Below are 17,050 nucleotides of genomic sequence, written 5' to 3'. Positions count from 1 at the left end.
CGCCCTGCAGTGAACGCCGGTGTTTCGGTATCCCGCGTAGGTGGTGCCGCTCAGACCAAGATCATCAAGAAGCTGTCCGGTGGTATTCGTACCGCTCTGGCTCAGTACCGTGAGCTGGCTGCATTCGCCCAGTTCGCTTCCGATCTGGACGAAGCGACCCGCAAGCAGCTCGAGCATGGTCAGCGCGTTACCGAGCTGATGAAGCAGAAGCAGTACGCGCCGATGTCCATCGCGGACATGGCCCTGTCGCTGTATGCCGCTGAGCGTGGCTTCCTGACTGACGTAGAAGTCTCCAAGATCGGCAGCTTCGAGCAAGCACTGATCGCCTTCTTCAACCGTGATCACGCTGAACTGATGGCGAAGATCAACGTGAAGGGTGACTTCAACGACGAAATCGACGCAGGCCTGAAAGCCGGCATCGAGAAGTTCAAGGCCACCCAGACCTGGTAAGCCGCAGCGGGGGCCCAGGCCCCCGCTTGCTAACCTGATAGGTGATACATGGCAGGCGCAAAAGAGATTCGCAGTAAGATTGCGAGCATCAAAAGCACGCAAAAAATTACCAGCGCCATGGAGAAAGTGGCGGTAAGCAAGATGCGCAAGGCACAAATGCGCATGGCTGCTAGCCGTCCTTACGCGGAGCGTATCCGCCAGGTGATCGGTCATCTGGCCAACGCCAACCCGGAATACCGCCACCCATTCATGATCGAGCGCCCTGTAAAGCGCACCGGTTATATTGTGGTGAGCAGTGACCGTGGTCTGTGCGGTGGCTTGAACACCAACCTGTTCAAGGCCTTGGTCAAGGACATGAACGCAAACCGCGAACAGGGCGTGGAAATCGACCTGTGCGTGATCGGCAGCAAGGGTGCGACTTTCTTCCGCATCTTTGGCGGCAACGTCGTAGCAGCGATCAGCCACTTGGGCGAAGAGCCATCGATCAACGATCTGATCGGCTCTGTCAAAGTGATGCTGGACGCCTACCTGGATGGCCGTATTGATCGCCTTTCGGTGGTTTCGAACAAGTTCATCAACACCATGACCCAAAAACCGACGGTCGAGCAATTGGTACCGTTGGTGGCAACCCCGGATCAGGATCTCAAGCATCACTGGGATTACCTGTACGAACCCGACGCAAAAGAGCTGCTGGACGGCTTGATGGTGCGTTACGTGGAGTCGCAGGTATACCAGGCGGTGGTCGAGAACAACGCTGCTGAACAAGCGGCCCGGATGATCGCCATGAAGAACGCCACAGACAACGCCGGTGATTTGATCAAAGAGCTTCAGTTGATCTACAACAAGGCGCGTCAGGCTGCGATCACCCAGGAGATCTCGGAAATCGTCGGCGGCGCTGCCGCGGTTTAACGGTTCAAAAATTCAGAGGATCCAGCTATGAGTAGCGGACGTATCGTTCAAATCATCGGCGCCGTCATCGACGTGGAATTCCCACGTGACGTCGTGCCGAGTGTATACAACGCGCTGAAAGTACAAGGCGCGGAAACCACCCTGGAAGTCCAGCAGCAGCTGGGCGACGGCGTGGTTCGTACCATTGCGATGGGCTCCACCGAAGGCCTGAAGCGCGGTCTGGAAGTCGTTGACTCCGGCGCTGCCATTTCCGTTCCTGTTGGTAAGGCCACCCTGGGCCGTATCATGGACGTACTGGGCAACCCAATCGACGAAGCCGGCCCGATCGGCGAGGAAGAGCGTCGCGGTATCCACCAGCCAGCGCCTTCGTTCGCTGACCAGGCAGGCGGCAACGACCTGCTGGAAACCGGCATCAAGGTTATCGACCTGGTTTGCCCGTTCGCCAAGGGTGGTAAGGTTGGTCTGTTCGGTGGTGCCGGTGTCGGCAAGACCGTAAACATGATGGAACTGATCCGTAACATCGCCATGGAACACAGCGGTTACTCCGTGTTCGCTGGTGTGGGTGAGCGTACTCGTGAGGGTAACGACTTCTACCACGAGATGAAGGACTCCAACGTTCTCGACAAAGTAGCCTTGGTCTACGGTCAGATGAACGAGCCACCAGGAAACCGTCTGCGCGTAGCGCTGACCGGCCTGACCATGGCTGAGAAGTTCCGTGACGAAGGTAACGACGTTCTGCTGTTCGTCGACAACATCTATCGTTACACCCTGGCCGGTACCGAAGTATCTGCACTGCTGGGCCGTATGCCTTCGGCAGTAGGTTACCAGCCGACCCTGGCTGAAGAGATGGGCGTTCTGCAAGAGCGCATCACCTCCACCAAGGAAGGTTCGATCACCTCCGTCCAGGCCGTATACGTACCTGCGGACGACTTGACCGACCCGTCGCCAGCGACCACCTTCGCCCACTTGGACGCCACCGTCGTTCTGTCCCGTGACATCGCCTCCCTGGGTATCTACCCAGCAGTCGATCCACTGGACTCGACTTCGCGCCAGCTGGACCCGAACGTGATCGGCAACGAGCACTACGACACTGCTCGTGGCGTTCAGTATGTTCTGCAGCGCTACAAAGAGCTGAAGGACATCATCGCGATCCTGGGTATGGACGAGCTGTCCGAGACCGACAAGCAACTGGTAGCACGCGCTCGTAAGATCCAGCGCTTCCTGTCGCAGCCGTTCTTCGTGGCCGAAGTCTTCACCGGTTCGCCAGGCAAGTACGTTTCCCTGAAAGACACCATCGCTGGCTTCAGCGGCATCCTCAAAGGTGACTACGACCACCTGCCAGAACAAGCGTTCTACATGGTCGGCAGCATCGACGAAGCGATCGAGAAAGCCAAGAAACTGTAATTCCTGCGCCCCGCAAGGGGCGCTATCAGGTTGAGGCAAGCAGATGGCTATGACAGTCCATTGCGATATCGTCAGCGCGGAAGGAGAGATTTTCTCCGGCCTGGTCGAGATGGTAGTTGCGCACGGTAACCTGGGTGATCTTGGTATCGCTCCAGGCCACGCGCCGCTGATCACCAATCTCAAGCCTGGTCCGATCACGCTGACCAAGCAGGGTGGCGCCCAAGAGGTGTTCTACATCTCTGGTGGTTTCCTCGAGGTTCAGCCGAACATGGTCAAGGTGCTTGCCGATACCGTGCAACGTGCTGCTGACCTGGACGAGGCTCAGGCTCAGGAGGCCCTCAAGGCTGCTGAGAACGCCCTGCACAGCAAAAGCGCTGATTTCGACTACGGCGCCGCTGCCGCACGTCTGGCCGAGGCCGCAGCTCAGCTGCGTACCGTCCAGCAAATGCGCAGAGGCAAGTAATCCGGCCCCGGCCAGATCACTGCTGTTGCGATTGAGTAAAAGGGTAGCCTCGGCTACCCTTTTTCTTTTTCCGAATTTCCCTCATCGGTCACATTGCTGACCGCCCAGGATTGGTAGCCAGTCAATGTCCCTCGATATCGTTATTCTCGCCGCCGGCCAAGGCACCCGCATGCGTTCGGCATTGCCCAAGGTGCTGCATCCGGTGGCTGGCAACTCCATGCTCGGTCACGTTATCCATAGCGCGCGCCAGCTGAAGCCTAGCGGTATCCATGTGGTCATTGGCCATGGTGCGGAGCTGGTGCGCGAGCGCCTGGCTGCGGATGACCTGAACTTCGTCCTGCAAGACAAGCAGCTGGGCACCGGCCACGCCGTGGCCCAGGCGATTCCGGCACTCACCGCCGATACCGTGCTGGTGCTGTACGGCGACGTGCCGCTGATTGAAGTAGAAACCCTGCAGCGCTTGCTGGCCAAGGCCAACCAGCAGCAATTGGGCCTGCTCACCGTCAATCTTGAAGATCCGACCGGCTACGGCCGCATCGTGCGTGATGCCCAGGGCCAGGTTGCGGCAATCGTCGAGCACAAGGACGCCAGCGACGCGCAGAAAGCGATCAAGGAAGGCAACACCGGCATCCTCGCCATGCCCGCCGCGCGCCTGGCCGACTGGATGGGTCGGCTGTCCAACAACAACGCCCAGGGTGAGTACTACCTCACCGACGTGATCGCCATGGCCGTTGCCGATGGCCTGGTGGTCGCCACTGAACAGCCGCATGATCCGATGGAAGTGCAGGGCGCCAATGATCGCCGGCAGCTGTCTGAGCTTGAGCGTCACTACCAGCTGCGCGAGGGCCGTAGGCTGATGGCCCAGGGCGTAACCCTGCGCGATCCAGCGCGCTTCGATGTCCGTGGTGAGGTGACCGTTGGTCGCGATGTGTTGATCGACGTTAACGTGATCCTCGAAGGCAAGGTAGTGATCGAAGACGACGTACAGATCGGTCCGAACTGCGTAATCAAGGACAGCACCCTGCGTAAAGGCGCGGTGGTAAAAGCCAACAGCCACCTTGACGGTGCGGTGTTGGGTGAGGGCAGCGATGCTGGCCCGTTCGCGCGCCTGCGTCCGGGTAGCGTGCTGGATGCCAAGGCCCATGTGGGTAACTTCGTCGAGCTGAAGAATGCCCACTTGGGCGAGGGCGCCAAGGCCGGTCACCTGACTTACCTGGGTGACGCCGAGGTCGGCGCCCGCACCAACATCGGTGCCGGCACCATTACCTGCAACTATGATGGCGCCAACAAGTTCAAGACAGTGATGGGCGAGGATGTGTTCATCGGCTCGAACAACTCGCTGGTAGCGCCTGTTGAAATCAAGGACGGCGCTACTACGGCGGCGGGTTCTACCATCACCCAGACCGTTGAAGACAAGCAATTGGCCGTGGGCCGTGCGCGCCAACGCAACATTGAAGGCTGGAAACGTCCAGAGAAGATCAAGAAGAGCTGATTGATTCACCGAGGGTTATCCACAGAGCCTATCGCGGGGCAAGCCCGCTCCCACGTTGGACTCCACATCCGGAGCTAGGCGTTGGAGCGGGCTTGCCCCGCGATTTTTTTATCCACAGAGCTATTTAGGCATTGACGAAGCCTTCGTCTTAGGTTTTGATTGCAATCATTATCTTTCGAATCGAAACTTAACCTGTCATGTCGAAACGAAACACGCCCCAGCGCCGTCACAATATCCTGGCCTTGCTCACCGAGCAGGGTGAAGTGAGTGTGGATAACTTGGCCAAGCGTTTCGAAACTTCGGAAGTGACCATCCGCAAAGACCTCGCTGCGCTTGAAGCCAACGGCCTGCTACTGCGCCGTTATGGCGGCGCTGTCCCGGTGCCCCAGGAGTTGCTCGGCGAAGCCGTGCAGCCGGTGTCGCGCTACAAGCAAGCGATCGCCCGCGCCGCCGTTGCCCGAATTCGCGAACATGCGCGGATCATCATCGACAGTGGCAGCACCACCGCCGCCATGATCCCTGAACTGGGCCGCCAGCCGGGTCTGGTAGTAATGACCAACTCGTTGAACGTCGCCCGTGCCATCAGCGAGCTCGAACATGAGCCAGTGCTGTTGATGACAGGCGGCACCTGGGACCCGCACTCCGAGTCGTTCCAGGGCCAGGTCGCCGAGCAGGTACTACGCTCATACGATTTCGACCAGCTGTTCATCGGTGCCGATGGTATCGACCTCGAACGTGGCACCACCACCTTCAATGAACTGCTCGGCCTGAGCCGGGTGATGGCGGAGGTGGCCCGCGAAGTGATCGTGATGGTCGAGTCAGACAAGGTTGGGCGCAAGATTCCCAACCTCGAGCTGCCGTGGAGCAGCATCAACACCCTGATTACAGATGACCGCCTGCCTGCAGCGGCACGCGAAGAATTCAAAGCCCGCGGCATTAACCTGATCTGCGCCGCGATCAGCCAGGAGCATTAATTATGTGTGGAATCGTCGGTGCCGTAGCCGAGCGCAACATCACAACCATCCTGATCGAAGGCCTCAAGCGCCTGGAATACCGTGGCTATGACAGCGCAGGGCTGGCCGTCTATACCCAAGACGGTACCCTTGAGCGTCGTCGTCGGATCGGCAAGGTCAGCGAATTGGAAGCCGCTGTTGCTGCCGAGCCGCTGGCGGGTCAACTGGGCATCGCCCACACCCGCTGGGCAACCCACGGTGCACCTACCGAGACCAATGCTCACCCGCATTTCTCCGGCCACGAAGTGGCAGTGGTGCACAACGGCATCATCGAAAACCACGAAGCCCTGCGTGAAGAGCTCAAAGCGCTGGGCTACCCGTTTGTTTCGCAAACCGACACCGAAGTGATCGTCCACCTGATTCACCACACCCTCAAGAGCACGCCAGATCTGGCCGACGCCCTCAAGCTCGCGGTCAAACGCCTGCACGGCGCCTATGGCCTGGCGCTGATCAGCGTCAAGCAGCCAGACCGCCTGGTTGCAGCGCGTAGCGGTAGCCCGCTGGTAATCGGCCTGGGCCATGGGGAAAACTTCCTCGCTTCCGACCAGTTGGCCCTGCGCCAGGTCACCGACCGCTTCATGTACCTCGAAGAGGGCGATATCGCCGAGATCCGCCGTGACCAGATCAACATCTGGGATCAGGCTGGCAACAAAGTCCAGCGCGAGGCGGTGCAGTACCACGAAGGTGCCGAGGCGGCGGACAAGGGCGCTTATCGCCACTTCATGCTCAAAGAGATCCACGAGCAGCCAACCGTCGTTCAGCGCACCCTGGAAGGTCGCTTGGGCAGTGATCACGTGTTGGTGCAAGCATTCGGCCCACAGGCAGCCGAGCTGTTTGGCAAAGTGCGTAACGTACAGATCGTCGCCTGTGGCACCAGCTACCACGCCGGTATGGTCGCCCGTTACTGGCTCGAAGGCCTGGCTGGCATTCCGTGCCAGGTCGAAGTGGCCAGCGAGTTCCGCTATCGCAAGGTAGTGGTGCAGCCAGACACCCTGTTCGTCTCGATCTCCCAGTCGGGTGAAACCGCCGATACCTTGGCGGCCCTGCGCAATGCCAAGGAGCTGGGCTTCCTTGGCAGCCTGGCGATCTGCAACGTGGGCATCAGCTCGTTGGTTCGCGAATCCGATCTGACCCTGCTGACCCTGGCCGGCCCAGAAATCGGCGTGGCCTCGACCAAAGCCTTCACCACCCAGCTGGTCTCGCTGATGCTGCTGACCCTGGCATTGGGCCAGGTTCGCGGCACCCTGGAGGCAGGCGTCGAAGCTGAGTTGGTCGAAGAACTGCGTCGCTTGCCGACTCGCCTGGGTGAAGCCCTGGCCATGGACGGCACGGTCGAGAAGATCGCCGAGCTGTTTGCCGACAAGCACCACACCCTGTTCCTCGGCCGTGGCGCGCAGTACCCGGTGGCAATGGAAGGCGCGCTCAAGCTCAAGGAAATATCCTACATCCACGCCGAAGCCTACCCGGCCGGCGAGCTCAAGCATGGCCCGCTGGCGCTGGTCGACAGCGACATGCCGGTAGTTACCGTGGCCCCGAACAACGAACTGCTGGAGAAGCTCAAGTCCAACCTGCAGGAAGTTCGTGCCCGCGGTGGCGAGCTGGTGGTGTTCGCTGACGAACAGTCTGGCATGAGCAATGGCGAAGGCACCCACGTGGTCAAGGTGCCGCACGTTAGCGATGCACTGTCGCCGATTCTCTACACCATCCCGCTGCAGCTGCTGTCGTACTACGTTGCGGTGCTCAAGGGCACCGACGTAGACCAGCCGCGTAACCTGGCTAAGTCGGTTACCGTGGAGTGATCTAGTGCACTGTGCAGTCTAGACTTGGCGGCCGTTGTGCCGCCCAGCGCGGGGCAAGCCTACTCCTACAAAAACGGCGCCTATCCAAAGAAAGCGTCACTCTGTAGGGGCGGGCTTTGCCCCGCGATGGGCTGAAACGCAGCTCCAAGATCAAATGCCCTGAAGTCATGAGCAGGGCTTTTTCCTTCGTATTTATAGGAAATGTCTCACAGGTCTAATCCGGCATAGGTCAATCTTTTCCATCAGAAGCTGGCTTACCTTGTGTCCCCTGTTGAACATGGACGACAAGGTAATACCTAATGGAAAGAATCCTCGATATCCAGCCCCTTCCGGCAGATCACCTGACCCTCCACCTCAATGGCGTTGCCGTCGCCGCCGCTCCGGGTGAAACCGTACTCAGTGTCTTGAACGCCGTTGGCCTGCGCCAAGTGGCGCGTAATGATCATGGCCACGTCAGTGGCGCTTTCTGTGGAATGGGCGTTTGCCATTGCTGCCTGGTCGCCATTGATGGACGAGCCAAACGCCGCGCCTGTCAGACAGTGGTTCGCGCTGGCATGCACATCGAAACCCAGTTCAACCGCATCTCGCCGGAGGAGCACTCATGAGCCTGCGTCCGGTGATCGTTGGTGGTGGTTCGGCAGGCATGGCGGCAGCTATCGAGCTGGCTGAGCATGGCGTCGCCAGCCTGCTGTTCGACGAAGCTTCGCGCCCAGGCGGGGTGGTCTATCGCGGTCCGCTGCGGGCGGGCGTCGACCTCGGCTATCTGGGGGCGCGCTATGCCAAGGCGTTGAACACGCTGCACGAAGATTTCGCCCTGTGTACCGAGCATATCGACCTGCGTCTGAACAGCCGCGTGGTTGGAGGCAATGAGCAGTGCTTGATGGTGCTCGATGGTGACGAGCACCTGCATGAAATCGACTTTGCCCAGCTGCTGCTGGCGGCCGGTTGTCATGAACGTAACGTGCCGTTCCCTGGCTGGACTTTACCCGGCGTGATGCTGCTCGGCGGCCTGCAGTTGCAGATCAAGAGTGGGGTGGTCAAGCCGCTGGGCAGTACCTTGATCGCCGGTACTGGGCCATTGCTGCCACTGGTGGCCTGCCAGCTGCACGCTGCCGGCGCCAAAGTTGCGGGGGTTTACGAAGCGTGCGCGTTCAACCGCATAGCGCGCGAGAGCCTGGCGCTGTTGAACAAGCCTCAGCTATTTCTCGACGGCTTGAGCATGCTGGCCTACATGAAGCTCAATGGAATTCCCATGCACTATGGCTGGGGCGTGGTCGCTGCCCAAGGCGACGGCGAGCTGAATGAGGTAAGCGTCGCGCCTTACACCCAGGACTGGCAGCCGGATTTGACTCGCGTGCAGCGGGAACGGGTGCAAACGCTCGCCGTCGGCTACGGCTTTATTCCCCGCACTCAGCTCAGCCAGCAACTGGGGCTGGCGCATGGTTTCAGCGACGACGGCTACCTGCGGCCCGAGGCTAATGTCTGGCAGCAAAGCAGCCTGCCGCATATCCACTTGGCGGGTGACATGGCAGGTATACGCGGGGGTGAGGCGGCAATGCTGACTGGGCGTTTAGCCGCCGTATCGATATTGCAGCAGTTGGCGGTGCTCAGCGCTGAGCAGGCGATCGAGCGGCGAGAACTGTACTTGGGCAAGCTGGCTTCGATCCAACGCTTTCGCTCCGGGGTCGAGCGCTTTACCGCACGCGGCGCAGCGCAGATTGAATTGCCCCAGGCTGATACGGTGATCTGTCGCTGCGAGCAGGTTACCCGCGACGCTATCGACCTGGCGCTCGAACAGGGCGTGCAAGACATGGCCAGCTTGAAGATGCGCACTCGGGTGAGCATGGGCGACTGCCAAGGGCGCATGTGCGTGGGCTATTGCAGTGATCGCCTGCGGGCGGCGACAGGCCGGGCCGATGTCGGCTGGCTGCGACCACGGTTTCCGGTAGACCCGGTGCCTTTCTCAGCCTTTCAGCACTTGGCCACGGAGGCCTGAGCATGAGCAAGACTTACGATATCGTGATCGCTGGCGGCGGCGTTATCGGCGCTTCATGCGCCTATCAGCTATCCAAGCGCGGCAACCTGCGCATTGCCTTGATCGACGACAAGCGCCCCGGCAATGCCACTCGCGCGTCGGCTGGCGGATTGTGGGCCATTGGTGAATCGGTGGGGCTGGGCTGCGGGGTGATCTTCTTTCGCATGCTGTCTTCGCGGGCCAAGCGTGAAGCCCATGGGGCCGCGGTGGCCGTGGATTCGAGCACGCCGCATATCCTCCCGCAGTGCTTCTTCGACCTGGCGTTGCAGTCGAACGCGCTTTATCCACAGCTGCACCAGGAGCTGATCGAGCGCCATGGCATGGACTTCAAGTTCGAGCGTACCGGTTTGAAGTACGTGATTCAGGATGAAGAGGACCAGCTTTACGCCGAACACATCGTCAAGCAGATCCCTCACCTGGCCGAGCAGGTACGTTGGCTTGATCGCAGGGCGTTGCGTGAAGCAGAGCCGGCAGTGACCTTGCAGGCAACCGGCGCGCTCGAGTTTCTCTGCGATCACCAGGTGAGCCCGTTCCGCCTGGGCGATGCCTATCTGGAGGCGGCTCGGCAGAATGGCGTCGACTTGTATCTGAATACCCGGGTAACGGGTGTTATGCATCAAGGGGCGCGGATCAAGGGTGTGCGCACCGAACCAGCGGGAGACTTCCACTGCCATACCCTGCTCAATGCGGCTGGCGCCTGGGCTGCCGAGCTGAGCGAGTGGGCGACTGGAACGGCTATTCCGGTCAAGCCGGTCAAGGGCCAGATCGTGCTCACCGAACGCCTGCCGAAACTGCTGGATGGCTGCATTACCACCAGCGATTGCTACATGGCGCAAAAGGACAACGGCGAGATCCTGATTGGCAGTACTACTGAAGAGAAGGGCTTTGATGTCAACAACACCTTCCCGGAAATCAGTGGACTGGTGCAGGGCGCGGTGCGCTGCGTGCCGGAGCTGGCGCAGGTGAACCTCAAGCGGACCTGGGCGGGGCTGCGGCCGGGGTCACCGGATGAGCTGCCGATCCTCGGGGCTGTGGATGAGGTGCAGGGATACTTCAATGCCTGTGGACATTTCCGTACCGGGATTCTGACATCGGCGATTACCGGGGTGATGTTGGACAAGGTTATCCACAACGAGACATTGCCGCTGGATATCACTCCGTTTTTGGCAGCTCGTTTTCAGCAGCCTGTGTTGCCAGTGTGATAACGCGCGGGTAAATCGCAGCGGCGGTGCGCCGCTGCGATTGGGCTGCGCACTATCAGATCTGCATCGCCATCCCATCCACATTCATCGCCGCCTGGCGCAAGGCCTCGGAGCGGGTCGGATGCGGGTGGCAGGTGAGGGCGATATCCTCGGCCGACGCTGAGAACTCCATCGCCACGCAGAACTCACCGATCATTTCACTAACGCTCGGGCCGACCAGATGCACGCCCAAGACCTCATCGGTATTGGCATCGGCCAGCACCTTGGCGAAGCCTTCGGTCTCATGGTTGATCTTCGCCCGGCTGTTGGCGGTAAACGGGAACTTGCCGACCTTGTAGGCGCGGCCTTCGGCCTTGAGCTGCTCTTCGGTCTTGCCGACGCTGGCCAGTTCCGGACGGGTGTAGATCACCCCAGGAATGAGGTTGTAGTTCACCTCGTGAGCCTTGCCGGCAATTCGCTCGATACATGACACCGCTTCATCCTCAGCCTTGTGCGCAAGCATTGGCCCGGAGGTGACATCGCCAATCACCCAGATGCCTGGCACGCTGCTGCGGTGATGCTCGTTGGCGAGCATGCCGCGCTTGTCGGTTTGAATGCCGACGCTTTCCAGGTTGAGGCCCTGGGTGTACGGACGACGACCGATAGCCACCAGCACGTAGTCAGCCTGCAGGGTTTCAGCGGTGCCACCTGCTGCCGGCTCCAGGCTCAGGCTGACGCCATCAGCTGAAGGGGTGGCCTGGGTTACTTTGCTGCCGAGCTTGAAGCGCATGCCTTGTTTGGCCAACGCCTTCTGCAAGGTCTTGGCGGTCTCTTCGTCGGTGCCGGGGCAGATTCGATCCAGGTACTCGATCACGGTGACTTCACTACCCAGGCGGCGCCACACCGAGCCAAGCTCCAGGCCGATCACACCGGCGCCGATCACTACCAGATGCTTGGGCACCTGTGGCAGCGACAGCGCGCCAGTGGAGTCGATGATGCGCTGGTTGTCGATGGTCACGCCGGGCAGGGGAGTGGGCTCGGATCCGGTGGCAATGACAATGTCCTTGGCCTGCAGGGTGGTTTCGTTGCCATCCTCAGCTTTGACGATGACTTTGCCTACGCCATCCAGACGGCCCCAACCCTTGATCCAGTCGACCTTATTCTTGCGAAACAGGTACTCGATGCCCTTGGTCAGGCCGGTCACGCTCTGGTCTTTCTGCTTCATCATCTGCGCCAGGTTCAAGGTCGGTTTGACCTCGATGCCCAGGTGAGCGAACTCCTCGCCGCAGGCTGCTTCGTACAGCTCGGAGGCGTGCAGCAATGCCTTGGAGGGCATGCAGCCGACGTTCAGGCAAGTGCCACCGAGGGTACTGCGGCCTTCGACGCAGGCCACGCTCAGGCCCAATTGGCCAGCGCGGATGGCTGCGTTGTAGCCACCAGGGCCGCCACCGATGATCACGACATCATAAGATTTCATGGGATTACTCCAGGATGAGGAAGCGCAGAGGGGCACAAGATTAGTCGCAGCGAAGATTGTATACAATCCTTCGGCCGCGACTGGCAGCCAGGAAGTTTTAGACCAAGGTCGGGTTAAACGGAAACTTCGCATGAATGAACTACCCTATTTCGCAGACGTCCGAAATTCAAAGGGAGGGTCATTTCATGCTTGCGCAACTTCCACCCGCGTTGCAGAGCCTGCATTTGCCACTACGCCTGAAGCTCTGGGACGGCAACCAGTTCGATCTGGGGCCAAGCCCGCAAGTGACCATACTGGTCAAGGAGCCCCAGCTGATCAGTCAGCTGACTCACCCGAGCATGGATCAACTGGGTAGCGCCTTCGTTGAAGGCAAGCTGGAACTGGAAGGCGATATCGGCGAAGCCATTCGCGTCTGTGATGAACTCAGCGAAGCACTGCTCAAGGACGAAGCTGAGGTGCTACCTGTGCGCACAGCTCACGACAAGCGCACTGACGCCGAGGCGATTTCTTATCACTACGATGTCTCCAATGAGTTCTACCAGCTCTGGCTGGATCAGGACATGGCGTACTCCTGTGCCTATTTCAAGGAGGCGGACAACACGCTCGATCAGGCCCAACAGGACAAATTTGACCACCTGTGTCGCAAGCTACGCCTGCAGCAAGATGATTACTTGCTCGATGTCGGTTGTGGCTGGGGAGGGCTGGCGCGGTTCGCTGCGCGTGAATATGGCGCCAGGGTATTTGGCATTACCTTGAGCAAACAGCAATTGAAGCTGGCGCGCGAGCGGGTCAAAGAGGAAGGCCTGGGCAAACGGGTCGAGCTACAGATTCTCGATTATCGTGACCTACCCCAGGATGGCCGTTTCGACAAAGTGGTCAGCGTCGGCATGTTCGAGCATGTTGGTCACGCCAACCTCGATCTGTATTGCCAGAAGTTATTTGGCGCGGTGCGTGAAGGGGGCGTGGTGATGAACCACGGCATCACCGCCAAACACGTCGATGGTCGGCCGGTCGGACGAGGTGCAGGCGAGTTCATCGACCGCTATGTCTTCCCCCACGGTGAGTTGCCCCACCTGTCGATGATCAGTAGCAGCATTTGCAAGGCAGGCATGGAGGTGGTCGATGTCGAAAGCCTGCGCATGCACTACGCCAAGACTCTGCATCACTGGAGCGAGAACCTAGAGCACCAGTTGCACCGGGCGGCGGCCATGGTGCCGGAGAAGACCCTGCGCATATGGCGCCTGTACTTGGCAGGCTGCGCCTATGCCTTCAGCAAGGGTTGGATCAACCTGCACCAGATTCTCGCGGTGAAGCCTTACGCGGATGGTCATCATGACCTGCCCTGGACTCGCGAAGACCTCTACCGCTAACTGACCCCTCAAAGGATTGGCGAGATCAGCCGCGCGATACGCATCCCCAGTTGTTGTAGGCGATGGGTATCGCGGCTGTCCTCTGCAGTGATCTCCTTGGCTTGGTCAAAGTCGTTGAGCAGCATCGCTTGCACCTGATCGGCGAAGGCCCGGTCCACGGTCAGCAGGGTGATCTCGAAGTTCAAGCGAAACGAACGGTTGTCCAAGTTGGCACTACCGATCGCGCTGACTTCGTCATCCACCAGCACCACCTTCTGGTGCAGGAACCCCGGCTGATAGCGGAACATGCGCACGCCGGCACGCACCGCTTCGAAGGCGAACAGGCTGGACGCGGCATAGACGATGCGATGGTCAGGTCGAGCCGGAATCAGGATGCGCACATCAACCCCGCGCAGTACGGCTAAACGCAGTGCGGCAAACACGGCCTCATCGGGGATGAAGTAGGGGGTAGTGATCCACACCCGGTGGGTGGCGGATTGGATGGCCTCGACGAAGAACAGTGAACAGGTTTCCTGTGGGTCGGCCGGGCCACTGGCGAGCAATTGGCACAGCACGCCGTTGTCCGGATAGGTGTCGGGTAGGATCAACGGGGGCAACTCACGGGTGGCCCAATACCAATCTTCGGCGAATGACTCTTGCAGGCACGCAATCACCGGCCCACTGATTTGCACATGGGTATCGCGCCAGGGCGACAGCCGAGGGTGGCCACCCAGGTATTCGTCGCCGACGTTGTGCCCGCCGACAAAACCTTCCAGCCCGTCGACCACGACGATCTTGCGATGGTTACGGAAGTTGACCTGGAAGCGATTGAACCAGCCACTGCGAGTTGCGAACGCCTTGATTTGTACCCCGCCACCGCGCAATACCTGGCTGTAGCTGGCGGGTAGGGCGTGGCTCCCCACCCGGTCATACAAGACAAAAATCTGCACACCTTCGGCTGCTTTACGCAACAGCAGCTGTTGCAGCTCACGGCCAATGGCGTCGTCGTGGATGATAAAAAACTGCACCAACACCACCCGCCGCGCTTGAGCGATAGCAGCGAAGATGGCATCGAAAGTGGCTTGTCCATCGATCAACAATTTGACGTCGTTATTGGCCAGGCACGGCATGCGACCCAACTTGGGCATTGCCCGCAGCGCCGCATAACTGTCGGACTCGCGCGCGGTGAGTGCTTCCTCGACCCATGGCCGCCAGTTGAGGTTGGCCATGGCCACGTGCATTTCCTGGTTGGCCTGGCGCCTGGCCTGGATGTAGGCATTGAAGGAGCGGGCGCCGAAAACCAGATAGGGGATCAAGGTCAGGTAGGGAATGAAGAACAGCGGCATCGCCCAGGCGATTGCACCTTGGGCAGTGCGCACGGTGAACACTGCATGGAGCGCGGCAATGATGCCGAGCAAATGGATGAGGCCGAGCACGTAACCGAAGAAGTAGGGGCTGTGGTAATCCATACGCATCCTGCTTGGCGAAATCACTTCAGCTAACAGACCACGTTAATGGGCTGGCTTGCAACCCAATCACGAAAATGACGTCTAAGCTCTGTCCGGCCAGATTGCCGGTAATGCTAAGGAGCATCCATCGATGAAGATTCGTCTGCCACTTTTCGCCTTGGTCGTGGGTCTGGCCAGCCCACTGGTCAATGCGCAGATGTTGCAACCCGGCCTGTGGGAGCTGACCACCAGCAATATGCAGGTCGACGGCAAGCCGTTGCCCGACATGGGCTTCATGCTCGGACAGTTGAAGAACCTACCGCCCGAGCAGCGCGCCATGATGGAAGGCGTGTTGGCAAAACAGGGGATTACCGTGGCAGGTAATGGTGTGCGTTCTTGCCTGACGCCGGAGCAGGTCAAGACTGATGACATCCCGTTGCAGGATCCGCAGTCGGGCTGTACGCAAAAGATCACCGACCGCAGCGGCAATGTCTGGAAGTTCCAGTTCAGCTGCCCGAAGGCACAGGGCACTGGCGAGGCGACTTTCCTCAGCGATCGTGAGTTCACCACCAAGGTCAACGGCACGTTCAATGCTTCGGGTGTTCAACAGCAAGGCAGCATGAATACGCGAGCGGTGTGGTTGGGCAACGACTGTGGAACAGTCAAACCACGTTCTTGAAGTTAAGTCATTTGGGGTCGCAGCGCGGCCCCTCGGCAATTACCACTGCCACTCGCTGACCGCCACAGCGTCATGGGCATGCAGGCTTTCGGCATGTTCCACGCGCACGTTAAATCCGCTCGACCATTCCACTTCCCGTAGGGCGAGGTGGACTCGCCTGGCGGCGTCTTCGCAGAACATAAGATTTTGTCCATTGGCCAATGCGAAGGCCTGTTCATCGGCGCGCTTGACCGCAGTTTGTACTGCCGTGCCCAAGGCGCCTTCTACTCGATCGATCAGCCCAGTAATCGGCAACGTTTGCATAGCATCACGCAGGCGCACTTTTACTTGTGCATCGCTGCGCTGGCTGTGAGGCGTGGCTACGATTCCCTGACTGCTACCCAACCATTGCAAAAGCGCCTCGCGATTCAAGTCAGCATGGCTGAAGTCAGCTAGAAACTGCTGCTGAATAAGCTGCCGAGCCAGCGCCGCCGAGCAAGGGCAGGTGGATGAATAGGGAATTTGCACAAATAGTTCCACGTGGAACATCTCGTTTTTGATGCTTGCATCAACCGATACCGGGTAGCTTTTCCAACCAGAAAGTGGGCTGACCAGGGCAGGCCTTTTCAACAGATGCTCGAAGGTGAGGCTCAGGTAAGCGGCAGAAGAAAGCCCTGCATGGCTGTCGAGAAAGGTCGCCAGCAGGCGCCGTAATACCTGCGGGCTCAGTTCGCTTTGCTCCAGGCTCTCCAAGGCCAGATACAGCCGCGACATATGAATACCCCGCGACTTGCCGTCATTCAGGTTAACCCCTGCACTGGCACGAGCACTTAGCGTTCGCCCTTCAAACTGTACGGGCAACGCGATGCCCTGCATGCCGACCCAGTCCAAAGGCTGGGTGCGCTGAGTGGTTTGTTTTGCCACATCGGGGAGTTTCAAGCTGGTCATTAGGGTACCCATCAAAAATATCGTCAGCGGCATCCGCCAATCAGGCTGCAGTGCAAGTTGAAGCGTTGTCCGCTGGAGCTGGAAACTCGGTTCAAGGTGGTCCAACCAACTCGACGGCTGTAGCCGAACCATGCTTCTCCATCGCTCGCCAGACCGGTATAGAAGGTCGTACGGCCGTAACCGGTGTTGGTTTGCGCCCACAGTCTTTTGCTCGCCGCTTCAAAGCCGCGCAGATACAGAGAGCTACCTTCGCTGCGCACACTGTAGTAATTACCGTTGCCATCCTTGCAGGCGAGCAGCGTGGCGCTTCGCGTACACAGCGCCAGATTGGTTTGCGGCAGAGCCAGCAGGTGTGCCGGTGTCACAATCAGCAATAGCGCCAAGGCACAGGGCAGTTTCATAGGCTTCTCCAGGCATGCCATTG

Annotated in this window: 15 protein-coding genes and 1 pseudogene; 12 read left to right on the top strand and 4 right to left on the bottom strand. The window is 59.6% G+C overall.

Translation table 11 applies throughout. The features are described from left to right. From ACI2JX_RS21720 to hcnC, 10 genes and pseudogenes are all read left to right on the top strand, one after another. Positions 1 to 450, top strand: a pseudogene (locus tag ACI2JX_RS21720) (F0F1 ATP synthase subunit alpha); the annotation flags it as partial. Between the two features lie 48 nt (positions 451 to 498). Continuing rightward, positions 499 to 1,359 carry a F0F1 ATP synthase subunit gamma gene (atpG, locus tag ACI2JX_RS21715; protein ID WP_016489911.1) on the top strand — a complete coding sequence of 287 codons (861 nt, stop codon included), beginning with the start codon at positions 499 to 501 and terminating at the stop codon, positions 1,357 to 1,359. Positions 1,360 to 1,386: 27 nt separating this feature from the next. Next, a complete protein-coding gene (atpD, locus tag ACI2JX_RS21710) occupies positions 1,387 to 2,763 on the top strand; it encodes a F0F1 ATP synthase subunit beta (protein WP_016502294.1) in 1,377 nt (458 codons plus the stop codon). Positions 2,764 to 2,806: 43 nt separating this feature from the next. Continuing rightward, positions 2,807 to 3,226: a F0F1 ATP synthase subunit epsilon gene (locus ACI2JX_RS21705; RefSeq protein WP_186553112.1), complete on the top strand. Its 420-nt coding sequence runs from the start codon at positions 2,807 to 2,809 to the stop codon at positions 3,224 to 3,226. A 124-nt stretch (positions 3,227 to 3,350) separates the two neighbouring features. Then, positions 3,351 to 4,718, top strand: coding sequence for a bifunctional UDP-N-acetylglucosamine diphosphorylase/glucosamine-1-phosphate N-acetyltransferase GlmU (gene glmU / locus ACI2JX_RS21700; RefSeq protein WP_186553111.1), 1,368 nt, complete (start codon positions 3,351 to 3,353; stop codon positions 4,716 to 4,718). 197 nt (positions 4,719 to 4,915) lie between these two features. Next, a complete protein-coding gene (locus tag ACI2JX_RS21695; protein ID WP_186553110.1) occupies positions 4,916 to 5,692 on the top strand; it encodes a DeoR/GlpR family DNA-binding transcription regulator in 777 nt (258 codons plus the stop codon). A gap of 2 nt (positions 5,693 to 5,694) precedes the next feature. Further along, a complete protein-coding gene (gene glmS, locus ACI2JX_RS21690; RefSeq protein WP_264234121.1) occupies positions 5,695 to 7,530 on the top strand; it encodes a glutamine--fructose-6-phosphate transaminase (isomerizing) in 1,836 nt (611 codons plus the stop codon). 299 nt (positions 7,531 to 7,829) lie between these two features. Continuing rightward, positions 7,830 to 8,135: a cyanide-forming glycine dehydrogenase subunit HcnA gene (gene hcnA, locus ACI2JX_RS21685; RefSeq protein WP_186553093.1), complete on the top strand. Its 306-nt coding sequence runs from the start codon at positions 7,830 to 7,832 to the stop codon at positions 8,133 to 8,135. After that, positions 8,132 to 9,526, top strand: coding sequence for a cyanide-forming glycine dehydrogenase subunit HcnB (hcnB, locus tag ACI2JX_RS21680; protein WP_404690959.1), 1,395 nt, complete (start codon positions 8,132 to 8,134; stop codon positions 9,524 to 9,526). Before hcnA ends, hcnB begins: the two co-directional genes overlap by 4 nt. 2 nt (positions 9,527 to 9,528) lie before the next feature. Next, positions 9,529 to 10,767 carry a cyanide-forming glycine dehydrogenase subunit HcnC gene (hcnC, locus tag ACI2JX_RS21675; protein WP_404690958.1) on the top strand — a complete coding sequence of 413 codons (1,239 nt, stop codon included), beginning with the start codon at positions 9,529 to 9,531 and terminating at the stop codon, positions 10,765 to 10,767. A gap of 55 nt (positions 10,768 to 10,822) precedes the next feature. Here hcnC and lpdA read toward each other — a convergent pair whose 3' ends face one another. Continuing rightward, entirely contained in the window at positions 10,823 to 12,223 is a 1,401-nt protein-coding gene (lpdA, locus tag ACI2JX_RS21670) for a dihydrolipoyl dehydrogenase (RefSeq protein ID WP_404690957.1), read from the bottom strand. 185 nt (positions 12,224 to 12,408) lie between these two features. Here lpdA and cfaB point away from each other — a divergent pair, with 185 nt between their 5' ends. After that, entirely contained in the window at positions 12,409 to 13,593 is a 1,185-nt protein-coding gene (gene cfaB / locus ACI2JX_RS21665; protein ID WP_264234110.1) for a C17 cyclopropane fatty acid synthase CfaB, read from the top strand. Positions 13,594 to 13,601: 8 nt separating this feature from the next. Here cfaB and cls read toward each other — a convergent pair whose 3' ends face one another. After that, on the bottom strand, positions 13,602 to 15,041 hold the full coding sequence (gene cls, locus ACI2JX_RS21660; protein WP_404690956.1) for a cardiolipin synthase: 1,440 nt from the start codon (positions 15,039 to 15,041) through the stop codon (positions 13,602 to 13,604). 130 nt (positions 15,042 to 15,171) lie between these two features. Here cls and ACI2JX_RS21655 point away from each other — a divergent pair, with 130 nt between their 5' ends. After that, positions 15,172 to 15,699, top strand: coding sequence for a DUF3617 domain-containing protein (locus ACI2JX_RS21655; RefSeq protein WP_186553087.1), 528 nt, complete (start codon positions 15,172 to 15,174; stop codon positions 15,697 to 15,699). Between the two features lie 39 nt (positions 15,700 to 15,738). Here the strand turns inward: ACI2JX_RS21655 and folE2 are convergent, their stop codons facing one another. After that, positions 15,739 to 16,626: a GTP cyclohydrolase FolE2 gene (gene folE2, locus ACI2JX_RS21650; RefSeq protein ID WP_368971677.1), complete on the bottom strand. Its 888-nt coding sequence runs from the start codon at positions 16,624 to 16,626 to the stop codon at positions 15,739 to 15,741. A 23-nt stretch (positions 16,627 to 16,649) separates the two neighbouring features. Then, the gene (locus ACI2JX_RS21645) at positions 16,650 to 17,027 is read right to left on the bottom strand and encodes a glutamine synthetase (protein WP_404690955.1); all 378 of its coding nucleotides are present in this window, start codon (positions 17,025 to 17,027) and stop codon (positions 16,650 to 16,652) included. Between the last annotated feature and the right edge of the window lie 23 nt (positions 17,028 to 17,050).

The sequence above is a fragment of the Pseudomonas sp. NPDC088890 genome, from assembly GCF_044900155.1.
In the GTDB taxonomy this organism is placed as follows: Bacteria; Pseudomonadota; Gammaproteobacteria; order Pseudomonadales; family Pseudomonadaceae; genus Aquipseudomonas; species Aquipseudomonas urmiensis.
Note: the sequence above shows the minus strand (reverse complement) of the source record. Positions and strands in the feature narration are given on the sequence as shown.

What these genes read in the sequence shown, in the direction of transcription:
- cfaB (WP_264234110.1), top strand. Translation starts at nt 12,409, where the DNA reads ATGCTTGCGCAACTTCCACCCGCGTTGCAGAGCCTGCATTTGCCACTA.
- hcnA (WP_186553093.1), top strand. Translation starts at nt 7,830, where the DNA reads ATGGAAAGAATCCTCGATATCCAGCCCCTTCCGGCAGATCACCTGACC.
- ACI2JX_RS21645 (WP_404690955.1), bottom strand. Translation starts at nt 17,027, where the DNA reads ATGAAACTGCCCTGTGCCTTGGCGCTATTGCTGATTGTGACACCGGCA.
- hcnC (WP_404690958.1), top strand. Translation starts at nt 9,529, where the DNA reads ATGAGCAAGACTTACGATATCGTGATCGCTGGCGGCGGCGTTATCGGC.
- cls (WP_404690956.1), bottom strand. Translation starts at nt 15,041, where the DNA reads ATGGATTACCACAGCCCCTACTTCTTCGGTTACGTGCTCGGCCTCATC.
- glmS (WP_264234121.1), top strand. Translation starts at nt 5,695, where the DNA reads ATGTGTGGAATCGTCGGTGCCGTAGCCGAGCGCAACATCACAACCATC.
- atpG (WP_016489911.1), top strand. Translation starts at nt 499, where the DNA reads ATGGCAGGCGCAAAAGAGATTCGCAGTAAGATTGCGAGCATCAAAAGC.
- ACI2JX_RS21705 (WP_186553112.1), top strand. Translation starts at nt 2,807, where the DNA reads ATGGCTATGACAGTCCATTGCGATATCGTCAGCGCGGAAGGAGAGATT.
- lpdA (WP_404690957.1), bottom strand. Translation starts at nt 12,223, where the DNA reads ATGAAATCTTATGATGTCGTGATCATCGGTGGCGGCCCTGGTGGCTAC.
- ACI2JX_RS21695 (WP_186553110.1), top strand. Translation starts at nt 4,916, where the DNA reads ATGTCGAAACGAAACACGCCCCAGCGCCGTCACAATATCCTGGCCTTG.
- glmU (WP_186553111.1), top strand. Translation starts at nt 3,351, where the DNA reads ATGTCCCTCGATATCGTTATTCTCGCCGCCGGCCAAGGCACCCGCATG.
- folE2 (WP_368971677.1), bottom strand. Translation starts at nt 16,626, where the DNA reads ATGACCAGCTTGAAACTCCCCGATGTGGCAAAACAAACCACTCAGCGC.
- hcnB (WP_404690959.1), top strand. Translation starts at nt 8,132, where the DNA reads ATGAGCCTGCGTCCGGTGATCGTTGGTGGTGGTTCGGCAGGCATGGCG.
- ACI2JX_RS21655 (WP_186553087.1), top strand. Translation starts at nt 15,172, where the DNA reads ATGAAGATTCGTCTGCCACTTTTCGCCTTGGTCGTGGGTCTGGCCAGC.
- atpD (WP_016502294.1), top strand. Translation starts at nt 1,387, where the DNA reads ATGAGTAGCGGACGTATCGTTCAAATCATCGGCGCCGTCATCGACGTG.